The organism is Streptomyces sp. NPDC001480 (assembly GCF_042894725.1).
Classification (GTDB): Bacteria; Actinomycetota; Actinomycetes; order Streptomycetales; family Streptomycetaceae; genus Streptomyces.
This window is the reverse complement of the sequence record NZ_JBIAVX010000017.1, coordinates 186,291-200,041: the sequence shown is the minus strand read 5'-3', so window position 1 is coordinate 200,041 and position 13,751 is coordinate 186,291. Positions and strand designations below refer to the sequence as shown.

The 13,751-nt window shown below is 72.3% G+C and carries 11 protein-coding genes; 9 read left to right on the top strand and 2 right to left on the bottom strand.

The features are described from left to right. Window positions 1–20: 20 nt before the first annotated feature. A complete protein-coding gene (locus tag ACFY01_RS35755) occupies window positions 21–824 on the top strand; it encodes an exodeoxyribonuclease III (RefSeq protein WP_390739914.1) in 804 nt (267 codons plus the stop codon). A 25-nt stretch (window positions 825–849) separates the two neighbouring features. Here ACFY01_RS35755 and ACFY01_RS35750 read toward each other — a convergent pair whose 3' ends face one another. After that, window positions 850–1,470, bottom strand: a complete 621-nt coding sequence (locus tag ACFY01_RS35750) for a MerR family transcriptional regulator (RefSeq protein ID WP_390739960.1) — start codon at window positions 1,468–1,470, stop codon at window positions 850–852. 175 nt (window positions 1,471–1,645) lie between these two features. On the opposite strand from ACFY01_RS35750, the gene ACFY01_RS35745 reads away from it, so the two are divergent. The 4 genes from ACFY01_RS35745 (at window position 1,646) to ACFY01_RS35730 (ending at window position 5,393) form a co-directional block, all read left to right on the top strand. Then, window positions 1,646–3,196 (top strand): flavin-containing monooxygenase, encoded by a 1,551-nt coding sequence (locus ACFY01_RS35745; protein WP_390739913.1) that lies wholly within the window; start codon window positions 1,646–1,648, stop codon window positions 3,194–3,196. Then, window positions 3,193–4,122, top strand: a complete 930-nt coding sequence (locus ACFY01_RS35740; protein WP_390739912.1) for an alpha/beta fold hydrolase — start codon at window positions 3,193–3,195, stop codon at window positions 4,120–4,122. Before ACFY01_RS35745 ends, ACFY01_RS35740 begins: the two co-directional genes overlap by 4 nt. Beyond that, on the top strand, window positions 4,119–5,003 hold the full coding sequence (locus ACFY01_RS35735) for an SDR family oxidoreductase (protein WP_390739911.1): 885 nt from the start codon (window positions 4,119–4,121) through the stop codon (window positions 5,001–5,003). The genes ACFY01_RS35740 and ACFY01_RS35735 overlap by 4 nt, the downstream gene beginning before the upstream one ends. Window positions 5,004–5,141: 138 nt before the next feature. Beyond that, complete coding sequence (locus tag ACFY01_RS35730; protein ID WP_390739910.1) at window positions 5,142–5,393, top strand: hypothetical protein; 252 nt, start codon at window positions 5,142–5,144, stop codon at window positions 5,391–5,393. 60 nt (window positions 5,394–5,453) lie between these two features. On the opposite strand, the gene ACFY01_RS35725 is transcribed toward ACFY01_RS35730, so the two are convergent. Continuing rightward, on the bottom strand, window positions 5,454–9,104 hold the full coding sequence (locus ACFY01_RS35725) for a S41 family peptidase (RefSeq protein ID WP_390739909.1): 3,651 nt from the start codon (window positions 9,102–9,104) through the stop codon (window positions 5,454–5,456). Window positions 9,105–9,270: 166 nt separating this feature from the next. Between ACFY01_RS35725 and ACFY01_RS35720 the strand changes: the two genes are divergently transcribed. The 4 genes from ACFY01_RS35720 (at window position 9,271) to ACFY01_RS35705 (ending at window position 13,713) form a co-directional block, all read left to right on the top strand. After that, entirely contained in the window at window positions 9,271–9,873 is a 603-nt protein-coding gene (locus tag ACFY01_RS35720; RefSeq protein ID WP_390739908.1) for a TetR/AcrR family transcriptional regulator, read from the top strand. Between the two features lie 116 nt (window positions 9,874–9,989). Beyond that, the gene (locus ACFY01_RS35715; RefSeq protein ID WP_390739907.1) at window positions 9,990–12,209 is read left to right on the top strand and encodes an MMPL family transporter; all 2,220 of its coding nucleotides are present in this window, start codon (window positions 9,990–9,992) and stop codon (window positions 12,207–12,209) included. A gap of 143 nt (window positions 12,210–12,352) precedes the next feature. Continuing rightward, window positions 12,353–12,871 (top strand): YbaK/EbsC family protein, encoded by a 519-nt coding sequence (locus ACFY01_RS35710; RefSeq protein WP_390739906.1) that lies wholly within the window; start codon window positions 12,353–12,355, stop codon window positions 12,869–12,871. Beyond that, window positions 12,868–13,713 (top strand): EamA family transporter, encoded by an 846-nt coding sequence (locus tag ACFY01_RS35705; protein ID WP_390739905.1) that lies wholly within the window; start codon window positions 12,868–12,870, stop codon window positions 13,711–13,713. The genes ACFY01_RS35710 and ACFY01_RS35705 overlap by 4 nt, the downstream gene beginning before the upstream one ends. Window positions 13,714–13,751: the final 38 nt, after the last annotated feature.

The following is a 13,751-nucleotide window of genomic DNA, read 5'->3' as shown; positions in this document are numbered from 1 at the left end:
TGTGCCGGTATCGTGCCCTGGTGCTGACTGTGACCTCGGTGAATGTGAACGGACTGCGGGCCGCCGCGAAGAAGGGCTTCGTGGAGTGGCTCGCGGAGACCTCGGCTGATGTGGTGTGCCTTCAGGAGGTGCGCGCCGAGCCGCAGCAGCTGCCCGAGGCCGTCCGGCAGCCCGAAGGCTGGCACGTCGTGCACGCCCCGGCCGCCGCCAAGGGCCGCGCGGGCGTCTCCCTCTACACCCGGCGCGAACCCGACCGAGTCCGGATCGGCTTCGGCTCCGCCGAGTTCGACACCAGCGGCCGGTACGTCGAGGCCGACCTGCCCGGTGTCACGGTCGCCTCCCTCTACCTGCCCTCCGGCGAGGTCGGCACCGAGCGGCAGGACGAGAAGACCCGTTTCATGGCCGAGTTCCTCGCCCACCTCAAGGGCCTGCGCGAGCGGGCCGCCGCCGACGGGCGCGAGGTGCTCGTCGTCGGCGACTGGAACATCGCCCACCAGCAGGCCGACCTCAAGAACTGGCGCTCCAACACCAAGAACTCCGGCTTCCTGCCTCAGGAGCGGGAGTGGTTGAGCCAGGTCTTCGACGAGAGGGACGGCGGCTACGTCGACGTCGTACGGGCGCTGCACCCGGACGTGGCGGGGCCGTACTCGTGGTGGTCCTACCGGGGGCGGGCCTTCGACAACGACTCAGGATGGCGCATCGACCTCCACGTGGCGACGCCCACACTCGCGGGAAAGGCCGTCAAGGGCTTCGTGGAGCGGGCGGCCACGCACGAGGAGCGCTGGTCCGACCATGCGCCGGTGACGGTGGTCTACGACCTCTAGGACCTCCGGGGCCGCCCGGCTCCGGTCAGTCCCGCTTGCGCTGTCGGCGGTCCAGGGCCAGGGAGAGTTCCGCCTCCACCACGCTGCGGGCCAGGGGGCGCAGGCGTTGCAGGTCCTCCTCGGGGCCGTGGCGCAGGACGAGGTCGGTGAAGAGTTCGGCGAGGGCGTCGGCGTGTTCGCGTACGCGCCCCGCGACCGCCAGGACCTCCGCGAGCGGGATGCCCTCGCGGGCCAGGGCGGAGGAGACGTCCAGCAGGCGGCGGCTGATGTGGACGATCTCGTCGCCGTCGGTGCCGAGGTAGCCGAGTTCCATCGCGGCGGCGAGGTTCTCCGGGGTGACGTGGCCCTCGAAGCGTGCGGCGAGTTCCTCGGGGGTGAGGCGGACCGGCTCCTCCTCGGTGGGGTCGTCGACGCCGAGCAGGTCGGCGACGTCGCGGCCCTGGTCGAGGGCTTCGGCGAGTTCCGCGATGCCGGTGAGGGTGTGGCCGCGCTCCAGCAGCGCCGCGATCGTGCGCAGGCGGGCCAGGTGGTGGTCGTCGTACCAGGCGATGCGGCCCTCGCGGCGGGGCGGGGGTATCAGCTTGCGTTCCCGGTAGAAGCGCAGGGTGCGGACCGTGATGCCGGCCAGCCGGGCCAGCTCCTCCATGCGGTACTCGCGCTTGTCTGCCACGCCCGCACCCTATGTCGTACCCGGGGTAACTTTCCTCGCCGCGCCCCCTACCGGTCGGTACGGACCTGCTCTACAGTCCATTGCGCCAGTGTTCACTGGCAGAGTGCAGGGTGCGGAGCGCAGGGTCGCGTCGGGCAGGGAGGCTGTCGGGATGAGCGAGCACGAACACGTACGGGTGGCGGTGATCGGATCCGGATTCGGCGGGCTGGGCGCGGCCGTGCGACTGCGCCGCGAGGGGGTCACCGACTTCGTCGTCCTGGAACGGGCCGACAGCGTCGGCGGCACCTGGCGGGACAACAGCTACCCGGGGTGCGCCTGTGACGTGCCGTCACATCTGTACTCCTTCTCCTTCGCGCCCAACCCCGACTGGCCGCGCACCTTCTCCGGACAGGAGCACATCCGCGCCTACCTGGAACACGTGACGGACGTCTTCCGGCTGCGGCCCCACATCCGCTTCGGCGCGGAGGTGAAGCGGATGACCTGGGACGCGGAGAGGCTGCGGTGGCACATCGAGACGAGCAGCGGCTCGTTGTCGGCGGACCTCGTGGTCTCCGCCACCGGCCCGCTGTCCGACCCGAAGATCCCCGACATCCCCGGCCTCGACACCTTCCCCGGCAAGGTCTTCCACTCGGCCCGCTGGGACCACGACCACGACCTCACCGGCAAGCGGGTCGCCGTGGTGGGTACGGGCGCGTCGGCGATCCAGATCGTGCCGTCCGTCCAGCCCCGCGTCTCCCGGCTGACCCTCTTCCAGCGCACCCCGCCCTGGGTGATGCCCCGGATGGACCGGGCGATCGGCGATGTCGAGCGGCGGCTGCACCGGGCCCTGCCGTTCACCACGCAGCTCAGGCGCGGACTGCTGTGGGGCATCCGGGAGTTGCAGGTCCAGGCGTTCACCAAGCACCCCGACGAGCTGGGCCTGGTCGAGCGGCTCGCCAAGCGCAACATGGCGCGGGCCGTCAAGGACCCGGCCCTGCGCGCCAAGCTCACCCCGGACTACCGCATCGGCTGCAAGCGGATCCTGCTGTCCAGCGAGTACTACCCGGCCCTCGCCCGCCCCAACGTCGACGTCGTCGCGAGCGGGCTCGCCGAGGTGCGCGGCTCGACCCTCGTCGCCGCCGACGGCAGCGAGGCCGAGGCCGACGCGATCGTCTTCGGCACCGGCTTCCACGTCACCGACATGCCGATCGCCGAGCGGGTGGTCGGGGCGGAGGGCATCACGCTCGCCGAGGCCTGGAAGAAGGACGGGATGCAGGCGCTGCGCGGGGCCAGTGCCGCCGGCTTCCCGAACTGGATGACGGTCATCGGCCCCAACACCGGCCTCGGGAACTCCTCCATGATCCTGATGATCGAGTCCCAGCTGAACTACCTGGCCGACTTCGTGCGCCAGCTCGACGTCCTCGGCGGCCGGGTGGCACTCGACGCCCGCCCGAACGCCGTGGAGGCCTGGAACCACCGGGTGCAGGAGCGTATGAGGCGCACCGTGTGGAACACCGGCGGCTGCACCAGCTGGTACCTGGACGCCAGCGGCCGCAACACCACCATCTGGCCGGGCACGACGACCGAGTTCCGCCGGGCGACCCGGCGGGTGGACCTGGCGGAGTACCAGGTGATCCGGCCGGCCGTCGCGAGCCGGACCCCGGCCGGCGCAGAGACCGCCGGTGAGACCGGCGCCGAGACCGTCGGCGAGGTCACCGCATGAGCCGCCTCCCCCACGTGGCCTCCGGCCCGTACGCCCCGCCCACGCCCGGCCGCGTCCTGACGGCCGTCTCCGCCGACGGCGCCCGGCTGCACGTCGAGGTGCACGGCCCCGACGGCGCGCCCTCCGTCGTCCTGGCCCACGGCTGGACCTGCTCGACCGCGTTCTGGGCGGCGCAGATCCGGGAGCTGGCCGTGGACCACCGGGTCATCGCCTACGACCAGCGCGGACACGGCCGCAGCCCGGCGAGCCCCGGCTGCACCGCCGAGGCGCTCGCCGACGACCTGGAGGCGGTGCTCGCCGAGACCCTCGCGCCGGGGGAGAAGGCCGTGATCGTGGGCCACTCCATGGGCGGGATGACGGTGCTGGCCGCCTCCGCGCGTGCCCGCTTCCGCGACCACGCGGCGGCCGTCCTGCTGTGCAGCACGGGCAGTTCGCGGCTGGTCGCCGAGTCGCTCGTGGTGCCGTTGCGCGCGGGGCGGGTGCGCTCCTGGCTCACGGCGCGCGTCCTGGGTTCGCGCGCCCCGCTGGGACCGGTCACGCCCCTCGCGCGGCGCATCCTCAAGTACGCCACCATGGGCGCCGGTTCGGCCCCGCACATGGTGGAGGCGTGCGCGCGGATCGTGCACGCCTGCCCGCGCGCCGTGCGCCACGCCTGGTCACTGGTGCTGGACACGCTCGACCTCGACCACGCCGTACGGGAGTTGCGGGCGCCGACGGTCGTGGTCGTGGGCACGGCGGACCGCATGACCCCGCCGGTGCACGCGCACTCGCTGGTGGCCGCGCTGCCGCACTGCGTGGGCAGCACCGAGCTGGCCGGCGTCGGCCACATGACACCGGTGGAGGCACCGGAGCTGGTGACCGGGAAGATCCGGGAACTGGTCACCGGATACGTGACGGACACGGTCAAGGAGAGCGAGAGCGCATGAGCAGAGTGGATCTCGAAGGACAGGTCGCGGTGGTCACCGGGGCCGCGCGCGGCGTCGGCGAGCTGCTCGCGCGCAAGCTCTCCGCGCGCGGCGCCAAGGTGGCGCTGGTCGGGCTGGAGCCGGAGGCGCTGAAGGAGGTCTCCGGGCGGCTGCACAGCGACAGCGACCACTGGTACGCCGACGTCACCGACCACGAGGCGATGAACCGGGTCGCCCAGGAGGTCAAGGAACGGTTCGGCAAGGTCGACATCGTCGTCGCCAACGCCGGGGTGGCGACCGGCGGTCCCTTCGCGGACTCCGACCCGGAGGCCTGGCGGCGGGTGATCGAGGTCAATCTGATCGGCTCGGCGGTGACCGCACGCGCCTTCCTGCCGCTGCTGGTCGAGAGCCGGGGCTACCTGCTCCAGGTCGCCTCGCTCGCCGCGATCACCCCGGCTCCGATGATGACCGCGTACTGCGCCTCCAAGTCGGGTGTGGAGGCGTACGCGCACAGCCTGCGCGCCGAGGTCGGCCATCAGGGCGTCCGCGTCGCCGTGGCCTATCTGTCGTGGACCGACACGGACATGGTGCGCGGCGCCGACCAGGACGAGGTGATGCGCGAGCTCAGGCAGCGGCTGCCCTGGCCGTCCAACAAGACCTATCCGCTGGGCCCGGCGGTCGACCGGATCGTGGCCGGGATCGAGCGGCGCGCCGGCCATGTGTACGGGCAGTGGTGGCTGCGCGGGATGCAGGGAGTGCGCGGGTATCTGCCAGGGCTCATCGGGACGGTGGGCCAGCGGGAGATGCGCCGGTTCGCGCCCCGGCTGCGGGGCATGCGGACGGGCCTGGTGGGCGCGGGCGGGGAGGCCGACGAGCGGGAGCGGTCGGTGCGGCGCGGCTAGCCGTGGCCGAAACTGGCCCTGGACCAGCGGGTGTTACGTACCGTTAATGATCGAAATGCGGAGTGTGTCCGCCCGTGTGAATCTGGTCGAGGCCCCACCGAGGGGCCAACCCCCCACCCACCACGGGAGTGAACCCACATGGGTATGAAGGACCAGTTCCAGGAGAAGGCCCGCGGCATGCAGGAGCAGGGCAAGCAGAAGATCGGCGAGGCCCGTGAGAAGGCCGGCCAGCGTGGCCAGCAGCCCCCGAAGCGCGGGCCGCAGCAGTCTCCGCAGCGCGGTCAGCAGCAGTCCCCGCAGCGTGGGCAGCAGCGTGAGCACGGTCGTCAGGACATGGACGACACGGAGCAGGAGATGCACGACCGCTTCAGCCAGGACTACGACGCCTGACGCGGTCTCCTGACCCTGAGGGGCGCCCCTGACGAGGGGCGCCCCTTCTCGCGTGGCCGGTCACCGGTCCGTGGGCCGTCGCGGCAGCTTGGGCCGCGAACGGTCCGGCACGTCGCGGTAGTCGGGCGGGACCGCCGCGGGTTCGGTGGTCAGCATCTCCAGCGCCAGCTCCACCGCGTCGGCCAGCTGCGCGTACCGGCCCTCCGCCCAGTCCAGCGGGGTGCGCAGCGCCTCCACGTCGGGGGCGACGCCGTGGTTCTCCACGGACCAGCCGTACGCGTCGAACCAGGCCGCGTTCATCGGCACCGTGATCACCGTGCCGTCGCCCAGCCGGTGCCGCCCGGTCATCCCGACCACCCCGCCCCAGGTGCGCTGCCCGACCACCGGTCCCAGCTTGAGCAGCTTGAAGGCGGCCGTGATCATGTCGCCGTCGGAGGACGTCGCCTCGTCGGCCAGCGCCACCACCGGTCCTCGGGGCGCGTTGGAGGTGTACGACACCGGCTGGGCGTTCCGGGTCAGGTCCCAGCCGATGATGCTCCGGCTCAGCTTCTCGATCACCAGCTCGCTGATGTGCCCGCCCGCGTTGCCGCGTACGTCCACGATGAGCGCGGGCCGGGACACCTCCATGCGCAGGTCGCGGTTGAACTGGGCCCAGCCGGAGCCGCCCATGTCGGGGATGTGCAGGTAGCCGCACTTGCCACCGCTCAGGTCGTGCACCAGCGCGCGGCGTTTGGCGACCCAGTCCTGGTAGCGCAGGGGGCGCTCGTCGACGAGCGGGACGACGGCGACCCGCCGGGCCGGGCCCTCCTCGCCCTCCGGCGGTGCGAAGGTCAGCTCCACCGTCGTGCCGCCGGCCCCCGCCAGCAGCGGGTAGGGCCCCGCCACCGGGTCCACCGGCCGGCCGTCGACATGGGTCAGGACCGCGCCGCCCCGGATACCGGTGCCGGCCAGTGGGGAGCGGGCCCTGGAATCGGAGGAGTCGCCGGGCAGAATCCGCCGGATTGCCCAACGACCGTCCTTACGTACGAAATTGGCGCCCAGCAGGCCCTGCAGGCGCTGGTAGTGTGCCGGGCCCTCGTTGCGGCGGGCGGCGCTGACGTAGGCGTGCGAGGTGCCGAGCTCGCCGAGCACCTCGCGCAGCAGGTCGGCGAACTCGTCGGGGGAGGCGACGCGTTCGACCAGCGGCCGGTACTGGTCGAGGACCGCGTCCCAGTCGATGCCGGACATCCCCGGGTCCCAGAAGTAGGCGCGGATGAGACGGCCGGCCTCGTCGTAGGCCTGGTGCCACTCGGCTTCCGGGTCGACCTCGTGCAGGATCCGGCGGGCGTCGATCCAGGTCGTCGAGTCGGCGTCGCCGGGCTCGGTGGACGGCACCGCCCGCAGGTCGCCCTCGTCGACCACGACCAGCCGGGTGCCGTCGCCGCTCACCGCGAACCAGTCGAGGTGGCCGACGAGTTCGGACTTCTTCCCCTTGGTGATGTTGAAGTACTCCAGGGTCGGCCGGCCGGTGGTGTCGTCCGGGTTCGCGAACGTCTCGCCCAGCGCGCCCGAGATCGGCCAGCGCAGCCAGACCAGGCCGCCGCCGGCGACCGGTTGCAGCGCGGAGTACTTGGAGGCGGTGACCGGGAACGGCGTCACCCGGTTCTCCAGCCCCTCGACCTCCACGGTCACCGCGCCCGCCTCGCCGCCCTCCTCGTCCTCGACCGGGTCCAGGCCGCCGGCCGCCGGCCGGCCCTCCGGGTTCAGGGCGAAGGGGGAGGGGGTCGCCGAGGACAGGGGGACGAGGTACGGCTTGCAGCCGAGCGGGAAGGACAGGTCCCCGGTGTGCACGTCGTACACCGGGTCGAAGCCCCGCCAGGACAGGAACGCCAGATACCGGCCGTCCCGGGTGAACACCGGGTTCTCGTCCTCGAAGCGGCCGTTGGTGACGTCGACGATCAGCCCGTCCTTTATCCGGGCCATCTTGATCTGCCGCAACGTCCGCCCGATCCCCGGATGCGACCAGGTCAGCCAAGCCCCGTCCGGCGAGAACGCGAGATCCCGCACGGGCCCGTTCACCGACCGGATCAACTCGGTGACCCCGTCACCGGAGCCACCGGGCCCACCGGGAGCGCCGAGCCCGCCGGAGCCGGGGGAGTCACCTGGGCCACTGGGGCCGGCCTCGGAGCTGCCGAGGCCGCCGGAGCCGCCGGAGCCGCCGGAGCCGCCGGGACCGCCGGAGGCCCCGAGACCGCCGGAGCTGCCGACGTCGCCGGAGCTGCCGGGACCGCGGGAGACCCCGAGACCGCCGGAGTCCCCGGGGCCGCCGGAGTCCCCGGGGCCGCCGGAGTCCCCGAGACCGTCGGAATCCCCGGGACTGCCGGGACCGCCGGAATCCCCGAGACCGCCGGAGCCGCCGGAGTCCCCGAGACCGCTGGGCCCGCCCGGGCCGGCGTCGTTGGGGTTGCCGGGGGCGGTGTTGTTGCCGGAGGTGGTGGGGGGCGGGTTCTCCGTGACGTCGAGGAGTAGCAGTCGGCCGTCGTGGGCGGCGAGGGCCAGGCGTTCGCCTTCGGGGTCGGAGACCATCTCCAGGACGCGGCCCAGCCGTCCGGAGGCGAGCCGGCGGGGCTCGCGGTCGCCGGTGGCGCGGGGCAGCTGGGCGATCTCGATCGCGTCCTCGCCCTCGGCGTCGGTGACGTGGGCGACCTGCCCGGTCGAGCCCAGCATCTCCGGGAGCCGGGCGCGTACCCCGGGCGTGTCGGTGATCGTGCGGGCGGGCCCGTCGCGGTGGGTGAGCCAGTGCAGGGAGCCGCGTACGACGACGGCGCTGGCCCGGCCCGTCTCGTCCACGGAGATGCCGTCCACGTGCTGGGCGGCCGGGATCTGGTACGGACGGCGGCCCGCGCGCGGCCCGGACAGGCGCACGTCCAGCTTGTGCGGTTCCGAGTCCGGCGCCAGGTCGTCGACCATCCACAGGTCACCCGCGCACTGGTAGACGATCCGGGTGCCGTCGCTGGCGGCGTGCCGGGCGTAGAAGGCGTCGTGGTCGGTGTGGCGGCGCAGGTCGGTGCCGTCGTACGCGCAGGAGTACAGGTTGCCGATGCCCTCGTGGTCGGAGAGGAAGGCGATGCGGCCGCCGACGAACATGGGGGAGTGCAGGTGCCCGCCGATGTCGGGCAGCAGCCGTTGCCCGTGCAGCCACAGCCGGCCCATGGCGCCGCCCCGGTACCGCTTCCAGGAGGCCGGCTCGTGCGGCGGGGTGCCGGTCAGCAGCAGGGTCCTGTGCTCGCCGTCGACGTCGGCGACCTGGATGTCGGAGACCGGGCCCCAGGGCAGCTTGCGGCCCGGGTCGCCGGCGGGGGTGACCTTGTAGGACCAGGTGAAGTACGAGAAGGGCTCGCCGTGGGAGGCGACGGCCAGGATGTCGCTGTGCCCGTCCTCGTCGGGCGGGGTCCAGCCGCACACCTGGGTGTCGGGGCTGCCCCAGTACGTCAGCTGCCGCGCCGGCCCGCCGTCGACCGCGACCAGGTGGATCTCGGGCACCAGACTGCGCCAGGTCGTGTACGCGATGTGGCGCCCGTCGGGCGAGAAACGGGGGTGACCGGCCTTGGTACGGTCGACCGTGAGCCGCCAGGCGCGGCCCGGGGTGTCGAGGGGGGTCAGCCAGAGGTCGTCCTCGGCCACGAAGCACAGCAGTTCGCCGCTGAGATGCGGCAGGCGCAGATAGCTCACCTCCCCAGGCTTTCCCCGGGGACGGACTGGAGCAACTCGTGAGAAAACACCCCCTCCCACCAGGCGTGACGCAACACACGTACGAAACGGTTTCGTTTCGCTGGTGCCTTGCGCTACATTCTTCCTGTACGGAAAGCGAGTCGTTCGGAGCGGAAGGGTGAGAGAGATGACCGAGGTCGCCACCGCGCGCCGCAGTCGGATCACACCCGAGCGCGAGGCCGAGTTGTACGGGGCCGTGCTCGACCTGCTCCGGGAAGTCGGCTACGACGCCCTCACCATGGACGCCGTGGCCGCCCGCACCCGGTCCAGCAAGGCCACCCTCTACCGCCAGTGGGGCGGAAAGGCCGAGCTGGTGGCGAAGGCCGTGCGGCACGACAAGCCGGGCCACTCGGCCGATGACGTCGACACCGGGTCGCTCAGAGGTGATCTGCACGCCCTCACCCTGCGCGCGGACGACTGCGAGATGGAGCAGAACTCCGCGCTGATGCGGGGCCTGGCCATGGCGATCCACTCCAACCCGGACCTCCTGAGGGCCTTCAAGGACCACCTCATCGAGCCGGAGATGGCGGAGTTCCGCCGCGTGCTGCAACGGGCGATCGACCGGGGCGAGGTCCGTGCGGACAACCCCGCGATCGACTACGTGATGCACATGATGATCGGCGGGTTCGCCGCCCGCGCGATGATCGACGAGCAGCCGCCGACGCAGGCCTTCCTCCTTTCGTACATCGACGCCGTGGTCCTCCCCGCCCTCGGCGCGCCCGCCGGCTGAGCACTCAGCCGGACCCTCTCCCCAGCAAGCCCACCAACCTGACGTACCCGCTCACGTCGTCGGGCTGATCGACCCTGCCCAGAAGAACCCCACGACCTGACCGGGAGTACGCCTCCGTGGCCACGTTCCTCTACAAAATCGGCCGACTCGCCTTCCGGCGACGGCACTTCGTCGCCCTGATATGGGTCGCGCTGCTCACCCTCGCCGGGGTGGGCGCCGCCTCCGCGCCGGCTGCCGGCAACACCTCCTTCTCCATCCCGGGCACGGAGGCCCAGAAGGCCTTCGACCTGCTGGAACAGCGCTTCCCCGGCACCACCGCCGACGGCGCCACCGCGCGGGTCGTCTTCAAGGCGCCGAGCGGCGAGAAGATGACCGACAAGGAGAACAAGAAGGCCGTCCACAAGGCGGTCGAGGAGCTGAAGAGCGGCTCCGAGGTCTCCTCCGTCGCCGACCCCTACAAGACGCACGCCGTCAGCAAGAACGGCAGGGTCGCCTACGCCTCGGTGCGGTACAAGGTCTCCGGCATGGAGCTGGAGGACTCCACCAAGGACGCGCTCAAGGAGGCCGCGCAGCACGCGCGGGCCTCCGGGCTCACCGTGGAGATCGGCGGTGACGCGCTCAGCGCCACCCCCGAGACCGGCTCCAGCGAGATCATCGGCATCGCGGTCGCCGCGGTCGTCCTCGTCATCACCTTCGGCTCGCTGCTCGCGGCCGGATTCCCGCTGCTGACCGCGATCATCGGCGTCGGCATCGGCGTCTCCACGATCACCGCGCTCGCCTCCACCCTCGACCTCGGCTCGACGACCTCCACCCTCGCGTCGATGATCGGCCTCGCCGTCGGCATCGACTACGCCCTCTTCATCGTCTCCCGCTACCGCGCCGAACTCGCCGAGGGCCGCGACCGCGAGGACGCGGCCGGACGGGCCGTCGGCACGGCGGGCTCGGCGGTCGTCTTCGCCGGCCTGACCGTCGTCATCGCCCTGGTCGGCCTGTCCGTCGTCAACATCCCGATGCTGACCAAGATGGGCGTCGCGGCGGCGGGAACGGTCGCCATCGCCGTACTGATCGCGCTGACCCTGATCCCGGCGCTGCTCGGCTACGCGGGCCGCAAGGTCAAGCCGGCCGGCGAGAAGAGCAAGCTGCTCGGCGGTGGCCGCAGGCCCAAGCAGGCGGGCCGCCCCAACATGGGCACGCGCTGGGCGAGCTTCGTCGTACGCCGCCCGGTCGCCGTACTCCTGCTCGGCGTGATCGGCCTCGGCGCGGCGGCGATCCCCGCCTCCTCCCTGGAACTCGGCCTCCCGGACGACGGCTCCCAGCCGACCTCGACCACCCAGCGCCGCGCCTACGACCTGCTCTCCGAGGGCTTCGGGCCGGGCTTCAACGGGCCGCTGATGATCGTCGTCGACGCCAAGGACAGCGCCCACCCGAAGGCCGCCTTCACCAAGGTCGGCGACGAGATCAAGGGCCTCAAGGATGTCGTGACGGTGACCCCGGCCGCGCCCAACAAGGCCGGCGACACCGCGACGATCACCGTCATCCCCGACTCCAAGCCGTCCTCGGCCACCACCGAGGACCTGGTCCACGCCATCCGTGACAAGGGCACGGACATCACCGCGAAGACCGACGCCAAGGTGCTGGTCACCGGCTCCACGGCGATGAACATCGATTTCTCGCAGAAGCTGAACGACGCGCTGCTGCCCTACCTGGCCCTGGTGGTCGGCCTGGCCTTCCTGCTGCTGATCGTGGTCTTCCGCTCGATCCTGGTCCCGCTGAAGGCGGCCCTCGGGTTCCTGCTGTCGGTGACGGCCGCGCTGGGCGCGGTGGTCGCGGTCTTCCAGTGGGGCTGGCTGTCGGGCCTGATGAACGTCGAGGAGACCGGCCCGATCATGTCGATGATGCCGATCTTCATGGTGGGCGTCGTCTTCGGCCTCGCGATGGACTACGAGGTGTTCCTCGTGACCCGGATGCGGGAGGCGTTCGTGCACGGGGAGACGCCCGGCCAGGCGGTGGTGACCGGCTTCAAGTACAGCGCCCGGGTGGTGACGGCGGCGGCCGTGATCATGATGGCCGTCTTCTCCGGCTTCATCGGCTCCAGCGAGTCGATGATCAAGATGATCGGCTTCGGACTCGCGATCGCCGTCTTCTTCGACGCGTTCATCGTCCGCATGGCCATCGTCCCGGCGGTGCTCGCGCTCCTCGGCAAGAAGGCCTGGTGGCTGCCGAAGTGGCTGGACCGCGCGCTGCCCAACGTGGACGTCGAGGGCGAGGGCCTGCGCGCCGGCGCCGAACCCCGCGCCAAGGACGGGGACGAGGACCGGGAGCTGGTGCGCGTCTGACGCCCCGCTCCTGACCACCAACGCCGGTGAGGGCGCCGTGGGGACGGCGCGCCCTCACCGGCTCCCTCGTCCCCGTCCCGTCCCGCCCCGCCCGCCCGAAACGGGGTCGCCTGCGCGGTACACCTACCACTACCGTGCCCGGCATGACGACGACCGCCGCCACTGACGCCGACGACCGCCGCGAAGCCCATCCCCGTTTCGCCGCCGCCCTGGACGAACTCGGCCTCGGGGAGCTCCGCTCCCGCGTCCGCCGCTTCCCGGAGGCGACCCGTACGGCCGCCGAGGCCGCCGCCGCCATCGGCTGCGAGCTGAGCCAGATCTGCAAGTCGCTGATCTTCGCGGCGGACGGCGTGCCGGTACTCGTGCTCATGGACGGGGCCTCCCGCGTGGACGTGGAGCGGGTACGGGCCGAACTCGGGGCCACACGCGTCACCCGGGCCAAGGCCGAGGTGGTACGGGAGACGACCGGGTACGCCATCGGCGGCGTGCCCCCCTTCGGGCACCGGACCCGGACGCGGGTGCTCGCCGACCGGCGACTCCTCGACCACGACGTCGTGTGGGCCGCCGCCGGAACCCCGTACACCGTCTTCCCCATGGCACCCGGGACGCTGGTCGCCCACGCCGGAGCCACCCTGGTGGACGTGCGCGAGCGCACCGCGTGACCCCGCTGGTCACCTCCGCCGTCCTGCTCGCCGCCGTCACCCACGCCAGCTGGAACGCCATCGCGCACCGGATCACCGACAAGCTCGTCGGCTTCACCCTGATCCTGACCGGCGGTGTGCTGATCGGGCTGGTCCTGGCGTGCTTCGCCCCGGTCCCGGCGGGGCGGGCGTGGCCGTACCTGATCGGCTCGGCGGGCATCCACTTCGTGTACATCGTCCTGCTGATGACCTCCTTCCGGCTGGGCGACTTCGGGCAGGCCTATCCCATCGCCCGCGGCACCGCACCGCTGGTCGTCACCGTGTTCGCCGCCGTCTTCGCGCACGAGGTGCCCGACGGCTGGGCCGCGGCGGGGGTCGCGCTGTCCTGCGCGGGGCTGACCGGGGTCGCCGTGTGGGGGCTGCGCGGGCGGCGGCCCGAGTGGACGGCGATCGGGGCGGCCCTCGCCACGGGGCTGTCCATCGCCGCGTACACCGTCGTCGACGGCCTCGGCGTGCGGGCCTCCGGCTCCGCCCTCGGGTACATCGCCTGGCTGATGGTGCTCCAGGGGCTGTGGATCTCCGGATACGCCCTCTGGCGCTGGCGCGGGGAGACGGTCGCCGTCCTACGCCCCTTCGCCGCCCTCGGCCTGCTCGGCGCCGCCCTCTCGGTCGCCGCCTACGGCCTGGTCCTGTGGGCCCAGACCCGGGCCGAACTGGCGCCCATCGCGGCGTTGAGGGAGTCCTCGATCATCGTCGGCGCGGCCATCGGGGCGGTGTTCTTCAAGGAGCGTTTCGGGCTGCCCCGGATCGCCGCCGCGGGGCTCATGGTGGTCGGCATCGGGCTGATGCTGCACGCCGGATAGCGGGCGTGTCCCTGCCGCCTACGGGAAGCTGAGGCCTG

Excerpts from the sequence above, each read along its gene's own strand:
- ACFY01_RS35750 (WP_390739960.1), bottom strand. The coding sequence starts at position 1,470 with ATGGAGGAGCTGGCCCGGCTGGCCGGCATCACGGTCCGCACCCTGCGC.
- ACFY01_RS35745 (WP_390739913.1), top strand. The coding sequence starts at position 1,646 with ATGAGCGAGCACGAACACGTACGGGTGGCGGTGATCGGATCCGGATTC.
- ACFY01_RS35740 (WP_390739912.1), top strand. The coding sequence starts at position 3,193 with ATGAGCCGCCTCCCCCACGTGGCCTCCGGCCCGTACGCCCCGCCCACG.
- ACFY01_RS35735 (WP_390739911.1), top strand. The coding sequence starts at position 4,119 with ATGAGCAGAGTGGATCTCGAAGGACAGGTCGCGGTGGTCACCGGGGCC.
- ACFY01_RS35730 (WP_390739910.1), top strand. The coding sequence starts at position 5,142 with ATGGGTATGAAGGACCAGTTCCAGGAGAAGGCCCGCGGCATGCAGGAG.
- ACFY01_RS35720 (WP_390739908.1), top strand. The coding sequence starts at position 9,271 with ATGACCGAGGTCGCCACCGCGCGCCGCAGTCGGATCACACCCGAGCGC.
- ACFY01_RS35710 (WP_390739906.1), top strand. The coding sequence starts at position 12,353 with ATGACGACGACCGCCGCCACTGACGCCGACGACCGCCGCGAAGCCCAT.